This window comes from Streptomyces sp. NPDC020958 (genome assembly GCF_055562175.1).
The window spans coordinates 25,839-42,034 of the sequence record NZ_JBVHFU010000005.1 but is presented as its reverse complement, the minus strand read 5'-3'; the positions used below and the strand labels follow the sequence as shown (position 1 = coordinate 42,034).

At 71.8% G+C, this 16,196-nt stretch carries 17 protein-coding genes; 10 read left to right on the top strand and 7 right to left on the bottom strand.

Annotated elements, in window-relative coordinates; translation table 11 throughout:
- The first annotated feature begins 91 nt into the window (after positions 1–91).
- Both ACZ3KP_RS17200 and ACZ3KP_RS17195 read left to right on the top strand, forming a co-directional pair.
- Entirely contained in the window at positions 92–295 is a 204-nt protein-coding gene (locus ACZ3KP_RS17200; RefSeq protein WP_358986919.1) for a cold-shock protein, read from the top strand.
- A gap of 249 nt (positions 296–544) precedes the next feature.
- The gene (locus tag ACZ3KP_RS17195) at positions 545–892 is read left to right on the top strand and encodes a CBS domain-containing protein (RefSeq protein WP_467500371.1); all 348 of its coding nucleotides are present in this window, start codon (positions 545–547) and stop codon (positions 890–892) included.
- A 254-nt stretch (positions 893–1,146) separates the two neighbouring features.
- On the opposite strand, the gene ACZ3KP_RS17190 is transcribed toward ACZ3KP_RS17195, so the two are convergent.
- Positions 1,147–1,521, bottom strand: a complete 375-nt coding sequence (locus ACZ3KP_RS17190) for a hypothetical protein (RefSeq protein ID WP_467500369.1) — start codon at positions 1,519–1,521, stop codon at positions 1,147–1,149.
- 503 nt (positions 1,522–2,024) lie between these two features.
- On the opposite strand from ACZ3KP_RS17190, the gene ACZ3KP_RS17185 reads away from it, so the two are divergent.
- Positions 2,025–2,375, top strand: coding sequence for a MerR family transcriptional regulator (locus tag ACZ3KP_RS17185; protein WP_358986910.1), 351 nt, complete (start codon positions 2,025–2,027; stop codon positions 2,373–2,375).
- 411 nt (positions 2,376–2,786) lie between these two features.
- On the opposite strand, the gene ACZ3KP_RS17180 is transcribed toward ACZ3KP_RS17185, so the two are convergent.
- Positions 2,787–3,020: a hypothetical protein gene (locus tag ACZ3KP_RS17180; protein WP_467500366.1), complete on the bottom strand. Its 234-nt coding sequence runs from the start codon at positions 3,018–3,020 to the stop codon at positions 2,787–2,789.
- A gap of 241 nt (positions 3,021–3,261) precedes the next feature.
- Here ACZ3KP_RS17180 and ACZ3KP_RS17175 point away from each other — a divergent pair, with 241 nt between their 5' ends.
- On the top strand, positions 3,262–3,612 hold the full coding sequence (locus ACZ3KP_RS17175) for a hypothetical protein (RefSeq protein ID WP_467500364.1): 351 nt from the start codon (positions 3,262–3,264) through the stop codon (positions 3,610–3,612).
- Positions 3,613–4,330: 718 nt separating this feature from the next.
- Here the strand turns inward: ACZ3KP_RS17175 and ACZ3KP_RS17170 are convergent.
- The gene (locus ACZ3KP_RS17170; protein ID WP_358986908.1) at positions 4,331–4,552 is read right to left on the bottom strand and encodes a hypothetical protein; all 222 of its coding nucleotides are present in this window, start codon (positions 4,550–4,552) and stop codon (positions 4,331–4,333) included.
- Positions 4,553–4,672: 120 nt separating this feature from the next.
- Between ACZ3KP_RS17170 and ACZ3KP_RS17165 the strand changes: the two genes are divergently transcribed.
- The gene (locus ACZ3KP_RS17165; protein WP_467500362.1) at positions 4,673–5,695 is read left to right on the top strand and encodes a DNA-directed RNA polymerase subunit alpha; all 1,023 of its coding nucleotides are present in this window, start codon (positions 4,673–4,675) and stop codon (positions 5,693–5,695) included.
- 41 nt (positions 5,696–5,736) lie between these two features.
- Here the strand turns inward: ACZ3KP_RS17165 and ACZ3KP_RS17160 are convergent, their stop codons facing one another.
- Positions 5,737–6,894 carry a hypothetical protein gene (locus tag ACZ3KP_RS17160; protein WP_467500360.1) on the bottom strand — a complete coding sequence of 386 codons (1,158 nt, stop codon included), beginning with the start codon at positions 6,892–6,894 and terminating at the stop codon, positions 5,737–5,739.
- Positions 6,895–7,427: 533 nt separating this feature from the next.
- On the opposite strand from ACZ3KP_RS17160, the gene ACZ3KP_RS17155 reads away from it, so the two are divergent.
- The 3 genes from ACZ3KP_RS17155 (at position 7,428) to ACZ3KP_RS17145 (ending at position 12,791) form a co-directional block, all read left to right on the top strand.
- A complete protein-coding gene (locus tag ACZ3KP_RS17155) occupies positions 7,428–7,757 on the top strand; it encodes a hypothetical protein (RefSeq protein WP_467500358.1) in 330 nt (109 codons plus the stop codon).
- Between the two features lie 129 nt (positions 7,758–7,886).
- Positions 7,887–9,998, top strand: coding sequence for a protein kinase domain-containing protein (locus ACZ3KP_RS17150; protein ID WP_467500356.1), 2,112 nt, complete (start codon positions 7,887–7,889; stop codon positions 9,996–9,998).
- Between the two features lie 117 nt (positions 9,999–10,115).
- Positions 10,116–12,791: a SpoIIE family protein phosphatase gene (locus ACZ3KP_RS17145; RefSeq protein ID WP_467500354.1), complete on the top strand. Its 2,676-nt coding sequence runs from the start codon at positions 10,116–10,118 to the stop codon at positions 12,789–12,791.
- 7 nt (positions 12,792–12,798) lie between these two features.
- Here the strand turns inward: ACZ3KP_RS17145 and ACZ3KP_RS17140 are convergent, their stop codons facing one another.
- From ACZ3KP_RS17140 to ACZ3KP_RS17130, 3 genes are read right to left on the bottom strand one after another with little or no spacing between them, the layout of a single operon-like run.
- Positions 12,799–13,137: an STAS domain-containing protein gene (locus ACZ3KP_RS17140; RefSeq protein WP_467500352.1), complete on the bottom strand. Its 339-nt coding sequence runs from the start codon at positions 13,135–13,137 to the stop codon at positions 12,799–12,801.
- Positions 13,134–14,423, bottom strand: a complete 1,290-nt coding sequence (locus ACZ3KP_RS17135; RefSeq protein ID WP_467500945.1) for a PP2C family protein-serine/threonine phosphatase — start codon at positions 14,421–14,423, stop codon at positions 13,134–13,136. The genes ACZ3KP_RS17140 and ACZ3KP_RS17135 overlap by 4 nt, the downstream gene beginning before the upstream one ends.
- Complete coding sequence (locus ACZ3KP_RS17130; RefSeq protein WP_467500350.1) at positions 14,423–15,226, bottom strand: alpha/beta fold hydrolase; 804 nt, start codon at positions 15,224–15,226, stop codon at positions 14,423–14,425. Before ACZ3KP_RS17130 ends, ACZ3KP_RS17135 begins: the two co-directional genes overlap by 1 nt.
- 120 nt (positions 15,227–15,346) lie before the next feature.
- On the opposite strand from ACZ3KP_RS17130, the gene ACZ3KP_RS17125 reads away from it, so the two are divergent.
- Both ACZ3KP_RS17125 and ACZ3KP_RS17120 read left to right on the top strand, forming a co-directional pair.
- The gene (locus ACZ3KP_RS17125) at positions 15,347–15,520 is read left to right on the top strand and encodes a CsbD family protein (protein WP_132889636.1); all 174 of its coding nucleotides are present in this window, start codon (positions 15,347–15,349) and stop codon (positions 15,518–15,520) included.
- 222 nt (positions 15,521–15,742) lie between these two features.
- Positions 15,743–16,192, top strand: coding sequence for an ATP-binding protein (locus ACZ3KP_RS17120; RefSeq protein WP_467500347.1), 450 nt, complete (start codon positions 15,743–15,745; stop codon positions 16,190–16,192).
- Positions 16,193–16,196: the final 4 nt, after the last annotated feature.

Below are 16,196 nucleotides of genomic sequence, written 5' to 3'. Positions count from 1 at the left end.
CCAGACGGTTTTTCCGACGGCTGATCATCACGGCGACACGGAATGCGCACAGTGTGCATTCCCGTACTCCGCCCTCCGAAGGGGAAACAGCATGGCTACCGGCACCGTGAAGTGGTTCAACGCGGAAAAGGGCTTCGGCTTCATCGAGCAGGACGGCGGCGGTGCCGACGTCTTCGCCCACTACTCGAACATCGCCGGCCAGGGATTCCGTGAACTCCTTGAAGGCCAGAAGGTGTCGTTCGACATCGCGCAGGGCCAGAAGGGCCCGACGGCCGAGAACATCGTTGCCGCCTGACGCACCGGCACTGCCGCAGTACTTCGCAGCTGGGGCCCGCACCTGGGGGTGCGGGCCCCAGCTCGTTCGTTTCGGCTCCCAAGGGTATTCGGATTCGATTCCCCCTGCCATTTTTCGACCCGTTCTCGCGATTCTGCACCGGAATCGAGGAATGGTCCGCATGAACCGCGTACCCACCGTTTGAGGGTCCGCCGCAAGTGCCGCAAAGGCCGCCGTCAAGCCGACCAACCCTGACCGAAGGAGACACCTTTGACGCCGGCCCGGACGCAGTACGGCACGCCGCACCCCGCTCCCGAGGCCGCGGTCGAGGACATCGAAGGGCACGGGCCCCGGGTGTGTGACGACATGACCGTCGAGGTGGCTCTGGCTGTCATGGCGAGTGCCCGGGTCGAGTACCTGGCCGTGTGCGACGGGGACGACGAGAGCACAGCTCTGGTCAGCCTGGCCCGGCTAGCCGTTCTCCGCGACAGTTCGTCGTACACGGACCGGATCCGTCTTCGGGACGTCCTCGGCGGATCGCTGCCCTCGTCCGGCGGCCGCTCGGGCGGCGTCGGTGAGCACGGTCGGGTTCCGGGCGCAACCGCCCTCTCGTGCTGATCCGTTAGGGCGCGTTGCGAACGTCCCGTCGTCCGCCCGGAGGGCGGGCCGCGCGGCGTCAGGTGTGTGCTCTGGGGGTCCCCCGGCCGGAGGCTGGGGGAGTGCTGGGCCCTGACCCACGTACTTGATGTACGTGGGTCAGGGCCCGGTGCGGCGAGTGGGGGTCCCCCTCCCCGCGACGCCCCCTGCACGGCGTCATGAGCCGGGTCCTCGCCCGGTACCCGCTCGGCCGCGGCCGCCACCCCGGTGGGGTCTCACTGCTCGAAGTGGATGAGATCTCCGACGGTCCACGCGCTGACGTCCTTGATCGCGACCCGGTACATGCCACCCGTCTCAGGGATCCCGAGGCTGCCCTGCAGGATCCGGGCGAGATGGAAGTGCAGATGCGTGGGCGCCTCGCCGCGCCCGGACCGGTTCCCTCGCGGACCGCGCGCGAAGACGTCCGAGAACGGGCCGAGGCGGTCCGAGTCCTTCAGGACCTCCGCCACCCGCTCCCGCCACACGGCCTCGGGAGCCAGCCGGCCGGTGATGACGGCGCCACCGACGACCACGGTCAGCGACATCTGATTGCTTCGCTCGGACTCCACCGCGGCGGAGATGGCGACGAGCAACTCATCGGGGTTCGACATGACAGCAGAGCTTATGCGGCCCACCCCCACTCGGTACCCGCAGGTGGCTTCCGGCCTCCGGTGAGGGCTGCTCACGCAGAGTTCCTGCTCCGCCGGAAGAGTGAAATCTTCTCTTGCGGGAGTAGATTTTCGTTCGTGGCGTGGGTATGCTCCTACTCGTAGACACGGTCGACGAGACCCGCCAGACACGAACTGGCGGGTGGCTGGATACGAAGTGCTCAGGCCGGTGCGGCTCTTGAATCAGGAGAGCCGCACCGGGCGGCAGACGCCATCAGGACCGCCCGGCCCGAGGAACACTCGGATCGGGTACCGCAAGACCCCGGAAGGGATGGTGGTCCCCGGTCAAGCAGCTGCGATCCCCCCGCACCCCCCTCTGCCGAGCCGGGTAGCGGAAACAGAAGGTCGGCACAGCAGTAGGGCCGACAGATGGTGTTCAATTTCCCTTCGGGGCCCTGGTGCCGCACGGCACCAGGGCCCCTCGACGCGTTGCACAGCGAGGTGACATGACATCGGACAACCCTCTGAATGATCGTCTGGACGACGACGACTACCCCGCGTACACGATGGGCCGGGCGGCCGAGATGCTGGGCGCCACCCCGGCCTTCCTCCGAGCGATCGGTGAGGCCCGGCTGATCACTCCGCTCCGGTCGGAGGGAGGACATCGCCGGTACTCCCGCTACCAGCTGCGGATCGCCGCGCGTGCCCGGGAGCTCGTCGACAAGGGGACTCCGATCGAGGCCGCGTGCCGCATCGTCATCCTGGAGGACCAGCTCGAGGAAGCGCAGCGCATCAACGCCGAGTACCGGCGTGCCGCCGGTGAAGCGGCGGACCGTGCCGGCTCCGGCTCCGCCTGAACACGCGGGCGCGTGGCCGTATCCCGGAACGCCGTCCTGCGGCCGAGGGAGAGCCCGGCTCGGAAAGCCGTCGGCCCGCCGCCGAACCGCCCCCGCCCTCACCCGCCAGGGCCCACATACGCCCAGCACGGAGCCCGTCCGCGCAAGCGCTGACGCCGCCGTCCGCGCCCGCCCGGATGGTGTTCTCGACGACAGACTGGACGTGACGGCCTCGCTGCCGCCGACCGTCCTCAAGGTCCTGCCGCCGGCCCCGTACCGAGTGGGAGATGCCGGAGGGCCGGGACCGCACGGACGGCACACGACAGACCGCGGTTCCGACGGAATTTTCTCTCTGTGTGATCGCCTGAGCGCTCTGGGTTGGTGGTGAACCTCCGCCGGGACCGGTGGATGCCCCGTAGGGGGATGCAGGTGTCACAGGACCATCAGCAGCGTACGAGGGAGCAGGGGGCGTCCGCGCAGCCGGACGCCGCGCCGGACGCCGAGGACCGGCCCGCCGGGATCGACGCGCTGGGTGAACTCGCCCTGGAGGCGGAGGCGGCCATAGCCCGGCTGCGGCAGTCCCTTGCAGCTCTGCCCCGGCCGGGCTTCGCAGTGGCCGAGGGACAGCCCCTGACCGCGGAGGACCTGCACCTGCTTCTCGCCCAAGTGCCCGTCTCCGGGCCGGTACTGGAGATGCGTCCGGGCTCGGGGGTGCGGCCCGAGCAGCTGGCGCGGCTCGACGACTTCGACCCGGACCTGCGCGAGGAACTGAGGCTGCGGGAGGAGCGGGGCGGACTGGTCAGGACCATGGAGACGCTGCCGGGCTGGTTCCTGGTCCTGGGCGACACGCTCGCCCTGGTGCCGTCCGGGCAGGGGTACGACGACACGGACACCGGTGAGGTGTCTGGTGCGCGATCCCGCGGTGGTCGGCGTGGTGCGCGCCGTCTTCACCGACTACTGGCTCCGGGCCCGTCCGTTCTCGCAGGGCCGCTGGCGCGGGTCGCAGCTCGAGGACGTCTCCCAGGAGGTCAACGCCGTCATCATCCGGATGCTGTGTACGGGCGCCAAGGACGAGCTCGTCGCCAAGCGCCTGGGCATGTCCGTACGCGCCCTGCGCCGCCGCATCGCCGACATGCTGGGCGGGCTGGGGGCGGCCAGCCGCTTCCAGGCCGGGTTCGAGATCGGTCGTTCCCTCGGGGACCAGGCGATCTGCGACGCGGAGCGCCGTCCGGACGACGGTTTCGGTATCGTCGGCTGACCGTCAGGTTGCTGACAGTCAGGAAGCTGAGGTCCGGCCCGGTGGATTGAGCCGCCGCGTTCCAGCAGGATGAACAGCGGCGCGTCCTCAACGTTCCTGCACGATCCATCGGTGACGCGGGCACCCGACTTGAGGGCCGACGGGGCAGCGCGCGCAGCACGACGGCCACCGCCGGAACACCGGGACCGCTCCGGCGCACCCCGGCGGCAGGACTGCCTCGGCCTGCGGGACCTGTCGCTCAGGGCGGAGCAGAGCGCGGCTCTCGACAAGCAGTCGACGCAGCATGTCGTGGTTCTTCCTGCCCAGCGTCGAGACGAGCCGCGCATCGACCGCTCGCTCGCGCTCAAGAGCCACCTCGGCCGCCGTCTCATCCCCGCGGGTCATGTCGACGGTACCTTCGCGAAGCCGTCCTCCCGGCAAACCGCAGCACATGGAGCCGAACCCCGGCGCCACACGGCGCTCCGCCGAACGGCGGCCCCGGTATCCGCCGATCGGGGTGCGTGGGCCGCGTGCCGCTACGCCGCGCGGGGGCCCGAGGCGGAGCTCTGTTCCTCCTCGGGCCAGAAGGCTTCGTCCTCCCCGAAGTCCGGGGCTCGGAAGGGGGTCGTCGTGGGAGCCGTCGATGTCGGCGCGGTGTAGCGGGTCTGTTCTTCCAGGGCGGAGAACAGCGAGGTCAGATCGATGAGGGGGCTCGCTTTCGGGGGCGGGGACAGCGGTCCTACAACTTGGTCATCTTGGCGTAGGGGCTCAGGATCCGTACTTGCTCCGAGCCGAAATTCACGAGTACCGCGATGCCGTCCTCGATGCCGACCACCCGGCCGAGGCCGTGCACATCGTGAGTGACCTGGTCACCCACGGCGAAGTGCTTGGGAGACGGCGTGGCCGGGGCCTTGAAGGGACTGGTGGGCAAATGACGCTTCGGTGCAGCAGGCTTTGTCATGTTGCCCCTAGTATGCGCCTACGGACCGCGCCGATGGCTGCCTCGCTGATTGTCGACTTCACCACTCTCAGGCAGGAGCCGAGTCATACGGCGGACGCACATCCTTGGAGGCAATACCTCGTGCTGATCGCTCAGCGTCCCTCGTTGACCGAAGAGGTCGTCGACGAGTTCCGCTCCCGGTTCGTGATCGAGCCGCTGGAGCCGGGCTTCGGCTACACCCTCGGCAACTCCCTGCGCCGTACCCTCCTGTCGTCGATCCCGGGTGCCGCTGTCACCAGCATCCGCATCGACGGTGTCCTGCACGAGTTCACCACCGTGCCCGGCGTCAAGGAGGACATCACCGACCTGATCCTGAACATCAAGCAGCTGGTCGTCTCCTCGGAGCACGACGAGCCGGTCGTGATGTACCTGCGCAAGCAGGGTCCGGGTCTGGTCACCGCCGCCGACATCGCGCCGCCGGCCGGTGTCGAGGTGCACAACCCCGACCTGGTCCTCGCCACGCTCAACGGCAAGGGCAAGCTGGAGATGGAGCTGACGGTCGAGCGTGGCCGCGGGTACGTCTCCGCCGTGCAGAACAAGCAGGTGGGCCAGGAGATCGGCCGTATCCCGGTCGACTCGATCTACTCGCCGGTGCTGAAGGTCACGTACAAGGTCGAGGCGACCCGTGTCGAGCAGCGCACCGACTTCGACAAGCTGATCGTCGACGTCGAGACCAAGCAGGCGATGCGTCCGCGTGACGCCATGGCCTCCGCCGGCAAGACGCTGGTGGAGCTCTTCGGTCTCGCCCGTGAGCTGAACATCGACGCCGAGGGCATCGACATGGGCCCGTCCCCCACGGACGCCGCCCTCGCCGCCGACCTGGCGCTGCCGATCGAGGAGCTGGAGCTCACGGTCCGCTCCTACAACTGCCTCAAGCGCGAGGGTGTCCACTCGGTGGGTGAACTTCTGGCGCGTTCGGAGGCCGACCTCCTGGACATCCGCAACTTCGGTGCGAAGTCCATCGACGAGGTCAAGGCGAAGCTGGCCGGCATGGGCCTGGCCCTGAAGGACAGCCCGCCCGGATTCGACCCCACGGCCGCTGCCGACGCCTTCGGCGCCGACGACGACGGCAGGACGGGTTTCATGGAGACCGAGCAGTACTGAGCACAGCGCCCGGGTCACGGGGAGCGGGGCCGGGGCGTCGTTCACGTCGCCGTGTCGAGGGCCTGATCGGGTTCGACGCGCCTGCCGCGGGGCCGTGAGGGGTGGCGGCGCCGGTCCCGTACCGGCCGGAGCAGGACGTATGCCGTGGAGACGATGACGAAGCCCAGGCGGATCAGGCCGCGGGCCGCGTCGTCGGGGACGACGAAGACCGTGCCGTACAGGGTGATCAGGCCGATCCAGCTCCACCAGGGCACCAGGCGCCGCTGTCCGATCACGTCCCACAGCAGGGTGCCCAGCAGCACGGAGGCGGTGTAGTACGTGTAGACGCTGGGGTCCAGGGCGATCCGGGCGTCGGCGCCGAGGAGGACGACCGCGGGCCAGCGGCCTCGCCAGACCGCCACGCACCCCAGCGCCAGCCCCAGCGCGGCCTGCGCCGGCCGGTCCCAGGGAGGGGTGCGCGGATCGTCGACGCCGAGCCAGTGCAGCGCGGACGCGGGCTGATTGGGGATGGTGAACTGGGCCGCGGTCAGTGACTGCGGGGCGTTGAGGAGGAACGGCAGCCAGGCGAGCGCGACCAGCGCCGCGCACCACAGTCCCGCGCGCAGCCACTGCCTCCTCGGCAGGGCGAGCAGCAGGGGCAGGAAGGTCAGCGCGGTCGGTTTCGAGTCCACGGCCAGGGCCAGCAGGGCGCCCGTCGCGGCGGGGTTGCCGCGGGTGAGGGCGCCCACGGCGAGGGCCGTGAAGAAGAGTGCCAGGACGTCGTCGAGGTGGCCGAACCGGACCGCGACCTCGATCCACATCGGGATGAAGGCCAGGCCCGCGATCAGCACCCGTTGGCGCAGCCGCCGGTGGTTGGTGCCGGTGCCCAGGAGCTGCCAGGCGGCGCTGCGCCCCGCCACCACCAGGATCAGCAGACCGAGCAGGGACATCAGGCCGGCGGCCAGTAACTGGCCGGCGGCCTCGGGCAGGGGGTCGAACAGGCCCGCCGCCAGGAAGCTGACCGGGCCCATCTGGAGTTCCGGGTGGTGCGCGTACAGGTTCAGGCCGCCGTCCGCCCTGCCCGAGCCCGCGTAGAGCAACTCGCCGCCCGTGCGCAGGTAGTGCCAGGAGAACCCGCCGTGCGGCTGGACCACCACGAACCAGAGGGTGGTCCAGGCGGTGAGCAGCAGCAGGTGTACCCGCTGGCTGATGGCCGACACGCTTTCTCTCACTTCCGGTTCTTGTCGCCTCGCTCGTTTCCCCCGGCGTCATGCGCCCCTCTCTGAGATGGCCGGAAGGCAGGACAGGTTCTCGAAGTGAGGTAAGAAGCGGCCGACCCCAGCCACGGGCCACGGGCCACGAGGGTGTGGGTGTCGCCTGGGCGAGGCGGGCGAGGACGACTCCATTGGGTGCTGTCCGGCCCGGTCACCTCGTGGTCGCTCACCCTCACCTCGGTCCAGAGCGGCGCGAACGGCCGAGGCCGATCGGCCCGGGAGCCGGAGCCGTTCGGCCCATGGCGGGGGCGTCGGCCGGGGACGAGGCTCGGATACGAGCGGCGAAGCCGCAGGACGGGGGCCGCCTCGTACGGCGGGACCCTCCACGAAGCCCCGGTCGCGGGCCGGAACCTGTTCCCCCTCATCGTGCGGCGACGCCCGGGACCGCGTCGCGTGCCCCTCACAGGTGATCCGTACGAGGCGCGGCCGTCCCTCTCGCACCTTCCTACGGCGCGAGAACAGGCAAGAAAGGTTCAGCCATGCACACTCAGCGCGCGAAGCGCCTCTTCGCGGCCGCCGCTGCCGGCGCCCTGCTGGCCGGCGGAGCCGCGATCGGCGCGGCCGGGACCGCGGTGGCGGCTCCGGCTCACGATTCCTCCTATTCCCACCACTTCAACCGTGACTGTGGCGACTGGTGGGGCAACGACTGCTACGGCGGTGACCACGGCGGTTACGGCGGTGACCACGGTGGCTACGGCGGTGACCACGGCGGCGGTGGTGACCACGGTGGCGGTGGTGACCACGGTGGCGGTGGTGACCACGGTGGCGGCGGCGACCACGGCGGTGGCGGAGGCCACGGCGGTCGTTGACCGGATGACGCAGAACGCGGTGTGCGGTGCCGGTGACGGTGCCGCACACCGCGCCGCGTCGGCCCCCGCGGCGGCAGGCCCTACGCTGATCCCCGTGAGGCAGGCAGGCGCGGGGAAGGACGAGCGGAGATGACGCCCCTGAGCAGCGGCGACCCGCGCTCCATAGGCGGGTACACCCTTCTCGGCCGGCTCGGGGCGGGCGGCATGGGGGTCGTCTACCTGGGGGTCTCCGCCTCGGGACGGCAGGTCGCGGTCAAGCTCGTGCACGAGCCGTATGCCCAGGAGGACGAGTTCCGGACGCGCTTCCGGCAGGAGATCGCGGCGGCGCGCAGAGTGAGCGGCGCCTTCACCGCGCCGGTCCTGGACGCCGACCCGGACGCCGACCGGCCGTGGATGGCGACGCTCTACGTGCCGGGGCTCAACCTCGCCCAAGTCGTCGAGCGGGACGGCCCGCTGGGCGGACCGGAGCTGCGCGCGCTGGGGCTGGGGCTCACCGAGGCGCTGCGCGACATCCACCGGGCGGGCCTGGTGCACCGGGACCTCAAGCCGGGCAACGTCCTGATGACCGGGGACGGTCCCCGCGTCATCGACTTCGGCATCTCGCGGGCGGCCGACAACCAGCGCCTCACCACGACCGGGCAGATGATCGGCACCCCTCCCTTCATGTCGCCGGAGCAACTGTCCTCCCCCCGGAACGTCACCCCGGCCTCGGACGTGTTCTCGCTGGCGTCGCTGCTGGTGTTCGCGGCCGTCGGCACCGGGCCGTTCGACGCCGACAGCCCGTACATCACCGGCTATCAGGTGGTGTTCGGGACCCCGGACCTCGGCGGGGTGCCCGAAGCGCTCCTGGGTGTCGTCGAGCGCTGCCTGGCCAAGGAGCCCGCGGCACGGCCGGAACTGACGGACGTGCACCGCATGCTCAAGGAACTGCCCGAGTCCGACGCCGCCTGGTCCCGCACGCCCCGGCCCCCGAAGCGCCGGGCCCGTCCCGCGGCGCAGGGCGCGGCCACCACCGTGCCCCGCACCGGCGGACGGCGCCGCGCCCGGCTGCTGCTCACCGGGCTGGGTGCGGCGCTGGGCGTCACCGTGCTCGGGGTCGCGGTGGCCGCCTTCGGGTCGGATCCGCAGAGCACCGCCGCCACCGCCCGTGCCGCGACGCTGCCCGACGGCTGGCGCCCGTGGCAGAAGCAGCTGCGGTACGAGGTGCGGGGCGTCCCGCTCGACTACGGCGGCCCCGGATGCGTCACCGACGAAGGCGCCCTGTTCTGCGGCGGTACCGGCTTCACGGCGGCCAGGATCGACCCGGCCTCCGGCCGCACCCTGTGGCGCAGCGGCACCCGCCCGCAGGGGGCGCAGCCGGTCGGCGTCCGCGGCGGCCTGGTCTACGTGTACGAGGAACCGGACGACCGGACCAGGCGCGTGGTCGCCCTCGACGCCGGTACCGGGCACCGGCGTTGGCAACGCGACATCAGTCGTTCCGAGGACGCGGTGCTGTACGGCGGCGGCCTGCTGACCCTGTCCCCCGACCAGACGTCGTTCGTGGCCTACGGACCCTCCGGAAAGGAGCTGTGGCGGGCGCCCTCGCTGGACGAGTACTGCACGCCGTCGGCGCTGGGCGGCGTCCCCTACGCGCTGTGCTCGCGGGGCACGGAACCCGGCCAGGCCCCCGTCGAGCTGATGAGGATCGGGCCCGGCAGCCTGAGCGAGACCGCCACCCTGCCCGAGAAGGCGCAGGCGCTCGGTGCGGTCGGCGGGCAGCCCCTGTTCCTCGCCCCCCAGACCGCCGAGGACGTGTACGAGTCCGGGTACGAACGGCCGTACAACGCGCTGCTGCGGGTGGTTCCGGAGACCGGGCAGGTCAGGCGGACACCGCTGGCCCGTCCGCTGACCGGCGCGGCCACCCTCGTGGACGGCGTCGTCTACTTCGTCCGGTCCGACGGGTCGGTCACCGCGGTGTCGGCGGACAGCGGCAGGCAGCTCTGGCAGCGGGTGACGGACGTGGAGAGCCTGTCCGCGCCCGCGGTGTCGACGACGTACAAGCGGGTCTACTTCGCCAACCGCTTCGGCCGGCTGCTGGCGTTGGACAGCCGCACCGGGGCGGAGATCTGGCGCACCTCGGCGCTGGCCGACCCCGGGGACAAGGCGCAGGCCGATCCGCCGCGCGTGCTGCTGGTCGGGGACGCGATCGTGGCGATGGCCGGCGACACGGCCTTCTCACGGAGCCCGGCCGGGCCCGGCTGACGGGCCGTCCGCGTGCCCGCCGCTCGTCACGCCCGGTGACCGGGCCGGAACGTGCTGCGTCCGTGTGGTGCGTCGCGCCGTTCGAGGGGTGATGTCGCCTGACGCCTTTGGTGTTATATGAGCGGTATGCACCCACAGCTCCGGCGGTTGTGGTCCCGGCACGGGATACGCAGCGTCGCCGGCCAGATGTTCGGTCTGCAGGTCGCGGTCGTCCTCGTTCTCGTGGCGGCGGCGGTCGTCGCGCTCCTGCTGGAGTCGCGCAGCGATGCCGAGCACGAGGCGCAGAAGCGCTCACTCGCCGTGGCGGCCTCCGTCGCCTCGGACCCCTCGGTGCGGCGGGCGCTGACGGACGGCGGTCGTCCGGGCGCCGTGCTCCAGCAGCAGGCCGAGGAGACCCGCAAGCTCTCCGGCGTGGACTTCGTCGTCGTGATGAGCCCCACCGGCATCCGCTACACCCACCCCGACCCCGCCCGGATCGGACAGCACTTCATCGGCAGCATCTCGGCGGCGCTGCACGGCGGCGTCGTCACCGAGACGTCCGCCGGAACGCTGGGCCCCTCCGTGCGGACGGTGGTCCCCGTGACCGGCCCCGGGGGGAAGGTGGTCGGGCTGGTGGCCGCGGGCATCACCGTCCACCGGGTGACGCTGGCGGCCGGCCGGGAGATGCCGCTCGTCCTGACGGCCGCGGGCCTCGTGCTCACGGCGGCCACCGGGGGGAGCGCCCTCATCGGCAGGCGCCTGAGCCACCAGACGCACGGTCTCGGACCGGTGCAGATGACGCGCATGTACGAGCACCACGACGCCGTGCTGCACGCGGTACGCGAAGGTGTCCTCATCGTCGACCCGCGGGGCCGGCTGCTCCTGGCCAACGACGAGGCCAGGCGCCTGCTCGGGCTCGGGGCCGACCTGGAGGGCCGGCCCGTCACGGACCTCGGGCTCGACCCGGTGGCCGAGCAGCTGCTGCTGTCCGGGAGGGTGACCACCGACGAGGTGATCGAGGTCGGCGACCGGCTGCTGGCCGTCAGCCAGCGCCCCGCGGCCCCGGCGGAACCGGCCGGCTGGGTCGCCACACTGCGGGACACGACCGAACTCAGCGCCCTGATGGGCCGGGTGGAGCTGGTCCAGGGCCGGCTCAGGCTGCTGTACGACGCCGGGATACGCATCGGCACCACCCTCGACGTGCACCGCACCGCCGAGGAACTGGCGGAGTTCGCCGTGTCCGGGTTCGCCGACCACGTCACCGTCGACCTGACGGACGCCGTGCTGCACGGCGAGGAACCCACGGCCCCGGACGCCGTGGAACTGCGCCGGGTCGCCCTGGGCGGTGCCCGGCCGGACATACCGTTCTACCCGGCCGGTGACCTCGTCCGTTTCGGCGCCTCGACCCCGCAGGCGGCGTGCTTCGGTTCCGGGCAGCCGGCGCTGGAGGCCGACCTGGCGGCTTTCTCCGGCTGGCAGGCACAGGACGCGGACCGCGCCCGGCGACTGGTGGCCCACGGTGTCCACTCCATGGTCACGGTGCCGCTGCGGGCCCGCGGCGTGATCCTCGGCGTGGTCACCTTCTGGCGTTCGAAGGAGCCGGCGGCCTTCACCCACGAGGACCTCTCCCTGGCGGAGGAACTGGTCGCCCGTGCGGCGGTGAGCATCGACAACGCCCGCCGCTTCGCGCGGGAGCACGCCATGGCGGTCACGCTGCAGCGCAGCCTGCTGCCGCACGCCCTGCCGGAGCAGAACGCGGTCGAGGTGGCGCACCGCTACGTCCCGGCCGAGGCGTCTCTCGGCGGTGTCGGCGGCGACTGGTTCGACGTCGTCCCGCTGCCCGGGGCGCGGGTCGCCATCGTGGTGGGCGACGTCGTGGGACACGGGCTGCACGCCGCCGCCACCATGGGCCAGCTGCGTACCGCCGTCCAGAACCTGTCCACGCTCGACCTGCCGCCCGACGAGCTCCTCTGGCACCTGGACGAGCTGGTCACCCGCATCGACCAGGACCGGGAGGGGGACGGCGGCACACCGACGCTCACCGGCGCCACCTGCCTGTACGCGATCTACGACCCGGTCTCCGGCCGGTGCACGATGGCCAGGGCGGGCCACCTGGAACCCGTCCTCGTGCACCCGGACGGCCACGCCCGCCTGTCCGGGGCGGCGGCCGGGCCGCCGTTGGGTCTGGGCGGGCTGCCGTACGAGAAGACCGACGTGCTCCTGCCCGAGGGCAGCAGCATCGTGCTCTACACCGACGGTCTGGTGGACGACCGGCGGCACGACATCGACGAGCGCATCGAACGGCTCCGCCGTGCCGTCGAACCGGCGGGGCGCACGCCGGACCAGATCTGCCGGGCGGCGATGGACACCATGCTGCCCGGACCGCCGCGTGACGACGTGGCCCTGGTCGTGGCCCGTACCCGGCTGCTCGACGAGGAGCACACCGTGTCCTGGGAGGTGCCGTCCGACCCGTCGGCGGTGGCCGGGGTGCGTGCGGCCGCCGCCGGGGTCCTGCGGGACTGGGGTCTGGAGGAGGAGGCGTTCACCCTGGAGCTGACCCTCAGCGAGCTGGTCACCAACGCCATCCGGTACGGGAGAGGCCCCATCGGTGTCCGGCTGATCCACGACCGCAGCCTCATCTGCGAGGTCTCCGACGGCAGCAGCGTGTCCCCGCACCTGCGCAGGGCCACCAGCATGGAGGAAGGCGGCCGCGGCCTCTTCCTGGTAGCCCAGTTCGCCGACCGGTGGGGGACCCGCTACACCGCCGAGGGCAAGGTCATCTGGACCGAACAACGCCTCGCCGCACCGTCCTGACGCGTGGTCAGGGCCCGTCGGCGGCGGGGCCGTCCGGGAGGATGGGGAAGATCTGGTCGAGGCCGACCATCCTGAGCACGCGCAGGGTGTGGGCGGGGACGGCGGCGAGTGCGATGCCGGCCCCGGCGGCGAGCGCGTGGTTGCGGGCGGCGATCAGGGCGGTGATGCCGCTCGAGTCGCAGAACTCCATCCCGGCCAGGTCCAGGACCAGGTCCTGGCCCGGTCGCAGCGGGAGGGCGGCGACCAGGTCGCTCAGGCGGGCGGCGGTGGCGTGGTCGAGTTCGCCGAGGACTTCGAGTACCGGGCCCGCCGGGGTGTCGCGGGTGGTGAGGTGCAGAGGGCTCATTTCGTGTTCTTCGTGGTGGGCGCGGCGGTGGGGACGCCGAGGGCGAGCAGGGCGGTGTCGTCGTCGAGGCCGTCACCGAAGCCGTCCAGCAGGCCGGTCAGGGCCTGGACGACGGCGCCCGGGGACCGTCCGGCGTGGTCGGCGACGAAGGCACGGAGCGCTTCGTCGCCGTAGAGGGAGCCGCGGTCCGCTCCGGTCCTGGCCTCGGTGACACCGTCGCTGTACAGGAGGAGGGTGTCCCCCGGCCCCAGGGTGGTGGTGGCGGTGGCGAAGTGCGCGGCCGGCACGATGCCGACCAGGAGGCCGCCGGGGGTCGGCAGGAAGTCGGCGGTGCCGTCCGCCCGCAGCACGAGGGCCGGGGGGTGGCCTCCGGAGGCGAGGGTGACGGTGGCCCGTCCGGTCGCGGGATCGGGCTCGGCGACGCCGAATATGGTGGTGCAGTAGCGCGGATCGCCGCCCGTGTACCGCTCGTGGAGCACCTTGTTGAGGGTGGTCAGGGCGGTGACCGGGTCGGGGTCGTGCAGGGCGGCCGCGCGCAGGGTGTAGCGGGTCAGCGAGGTGACCGCGGCGGCCTGCGGGCCCTTGCCGCACACGTCGCCGAGGAAGAAGCCGAAGCGCTTGCCGTCCACGGGGAACAGGTCGTAGAAATCGCCGCCGAGCCGGTCGGGGGAGGCGGCGCGGTAGTGGGCGGCCGCCTCCATGCCCGGCACCGGGGGCAGGGAGTCGGGCAGCAGCGACTGCTGGAGGACGGCGAGGGCGTCCTGCAGCCGGGCGCGGTCGGCCTCGGCCTGTTCGCGTGCCTCCTCCGCCGCGCGGCGGGCGCGCAGCAGCTCCTCCTCGTAGGCGCGGCGGTCCCGGGCGTCGAAGACGGTCGTACGGATCAGCTGGGGCAGGCCGTCCTCGCCGTGTTTGACCACGGACGACACCAGCACCGGCATCCGGGTGCCGCCGGGCTGCCTGAGCTCCAGGGCGATGCCGCCGATCTCGCCCCGCATCCGCAGCAGCGGCGCGAAGTGGGTCTCGTGGTAGAGCCGGCCGCCCACGGTCAGCAGGTCGGTGAACCGCATCCGGCCCACCACCGCCTCCCGGTCCAGGCCGAGCCAGCCCAGCAGCGTGGCGTTGATCTTGGCGATGGTGCCGTCCATCAGCGTGGACAGGTATCCGCACGGGGCGTTCTCGTAGAGCTCCTCGGCGCTGTCCTCCAGCAGGGCGGCGAACGCGGCGTTCGCGGCCTGCCTGCCGTCCGCGTCCTGGGGGTCGGGCTGCTGCTGCCCGGCCCGGCACATCATCGCAGGCCCGCGAGGAAGGCGATGATCGCCTGGTTGGTGGCCTCCGGTGCGGACAGGTGCGGGCAGTGCCCGGTGGCGTCGAGGGTGACCAGCGTCGACCCGGGGATCGCCCGGTGCACGAAGGCGCCCACCTCGCGGGGCGCGATGGCGTCCTCGGTGCACTCCAGTACCAGCGTCGGCACGCTCACGGTCTTGAGGTCGTCCCTGGAGTCCGAGAGGAACGTGGTCCGGGCGAAGACGCGCGCCATGTCCGGGTGGGTGGCGCAGAAGCTGTTGGCCAGCTCCTCCCCCAGCTCGGGGCGGTCCGGGTTGCCCATGATCACCGGTGCCGTCGCCGTCGACCAGCCCAGGTAGTTCGACTCCAGCGAGGCCAGCAGCTCGTCGATGTCGTCGGCGGTGAAACCGCCCCGGTAGCCGTCGTCGTCGATGTACCGCGGCGACGGGGCGACCATCACCAGGGCACCGATGCGTTCCGGAGCCAGACCGGCGGCCAGCACCCCGATCATGGCGCTGACCGAGTGCCCCACGAACACCGCGTCGCGCAGGTCGAGAGCCGCGCAGACCTCGGTCACGTCCTGGGCGTAGCCGTCCAGCGAGGAGTAGCGGTCCGCCGAGAACGCCCCCGGGTCGGAGCGGCCCGACCCCACGTAGTCGAAGAGCACCACCCGGTGGTCCTCGGCCAGGGCGGGCACCGTCAGCCGCCACATGTTCTGATCGCAGCCGAACCCGTGCGCCAGCACCACCGTCGGTCCCTGCGGGTTCCCGACGACCGTGACGTTGTTCCTGCGACTGACATCCATGACCCCACCTTTTCAGACTCCTCGTCGTCCCCGGTGGGTGCCCCGTTTCGGCAGGGGCAGGCGGGGCACCCGCGAATTCACCGCGACAGCGGCACCGACGTCCAAGAGGAGGCATGTTCCATGACTGCCGGCGAGAAGGCCAAGGCGAAGACCGAGCAGGCCGAGGGGAAGACCAAGGAGACGCTGGGCAACGCCGTCGGCAACGACCGCATGGCCGCCGAGGGACAGGCGGAGAAGAGCAAGGGTGACGCTCGGGAGGCCAAGGAGAAGACCAAGGACGCGTTCAAGCACTGAGGTCTCCGCAGCCACGCCCAGGGCCCTCCCGGAACGATCCGGGAGGGCCCTGTTCGTTTCTCCGGCACCGGCCGTATCACCGGCCACCGCCCATGAACAAGGTGATTTCGGGTAAATGAGCTGAAGCGAAGGTAAGAGTCCGCGACGAGAGCACCCGGGAGGCAAGGAGGGCAGAGGACACGTAAGGCAAGGACGCCAAGGACGACCCACGGGAAGAGTTCTATGGTCACCCCGCTGAAGAACCGGGCATCCGACGAACAGGAACCCGCAGCGCCCCTGCATTACAGCGTCGCCTGGGACGCGGCGGACGTATCGATCGCGGACGCCCGGGCCGCGGTGCGCACGCTGCTGGCCCGGGCCGGACACGACCCCGGCGACCGGCCGAGCCAGGACGCCCAGCTCGTCGTCAGCGAACTGGTCACCAACGCGCTGCGGCACGCGCCCGGCCCCGCGGCCCTGGCGCTGGAGGTGTCACCCGACGCCGACCTGCTGCGCATCACCGTGAGCGACAGCTCCCCCCGACCACCCGAACTGCCCGCCCACGACGCCCGCCGCGTCGGCGGACACGGACTGCACCTGGTCACCCGGCTGTGCGGCCCGCTGCACACCGTCCCGCAGGCGACCGGCAAAAAGGTCGTCGCCCACCTCCGCCTGCGCGGGTCCGCGGCCTAGGGAC

What these genes read in the sequence shown, in the direction of transcription:
- ACZ3KP_RS17200 (WP_358986919.1), top strand. Translation starts at nt 92, where the DNA reads ATGGCTACCGGCACCGTGAAGTGGTTCAACGCGGAAAAGGGCTTCGGC.
- ACZ3KP_RS17190 (WP_467500369.1), bottom strand. Translation starts at nt 1,521, where the DNA reads ATGTCGAACCCCGATGAGTTGCTCGTCGCCATCTCCGCCGCGGTGGAG.
- ACZ3KP_RS17185 (WP_358986910.1), top strand. Translation starts at nt 2,025, where the DNA reads ATGACATCGGACAACCCTCTGAATGATCGTCTGGACGACGACGACTAC.
- ACZ3KP_RS17170 (WP_358986908.1), bottom strand. Translation starts at nt 4,552, where the DNA reads ATGACAAAGCCTGCTGCACCGAAGCGTCATTTGCCCACCAGTCCCTTC.
- ACZ3KP_RS17155 (WP_467500358.1), top strand. Translation starts at nt 7,428, where the DNA reads ATGCACACTCAGCGCGCGAAGCGCCTCTTCGCGGCCGCCGCTGCCGGC.
- ACZ3KP_RS17150 (WP_467500356.1), top strand. Translation starts at nt 7,887, where the DNA reads ATGACGCCCCTGAGCAGCGGCGACCCGCGCTCCATAGGCGGGTACACC.
- ACZ3KP_RS17145 (WP_467500354.1), top strand. Translation starts at nt 10,116, where the DNA reads ATGAGCGGTATGCACCCACAGCTCCGGCGGTTGTGGTCCCGGCACGGG.
- ACZ3KP_RS17140 (WP_467500352.1), bottom strand. Translation starts at nt 13,137, where the DNA reads ATGAGCCCTCTGCACCTCACCACCCGCGACACCCCGGCGGGCCCGGTA.
- ACZ3KP_RS17135 (WP_467500945.1), bottom strand. Translation starts at nt 14,423, where the DNA reads ATGTGCCGGGCCGGGCAGCAGCAGCCCGACCCCCAGGACGCGGACGGC.
- ACZ3KP_RS17130 (WP_467500350.1), bottom strand. Translation starts at nt 15,226, where the DNA reads ATGGATGTCAGTCGCAGGAACAACGTCACGGTCGTCGGGAACCCGCAG.
- ACZ3KP_RS17125 (WP_132889636.1), top strand. Translation starts at nt 15,347, where the DNA reads ATGACTGCCGGCGAGAAGGCCAAGGCGAAGACCGAGCAGGCCGAGGGG.
- ACZ3KP_RS17120 (WP_467500347.1), top strand. Translation starts at nt 15,743, where the DNA reads ATGGTCACCCCGCTGAAGAACCGGGCATCCGACGAACAGGAACCCGCA.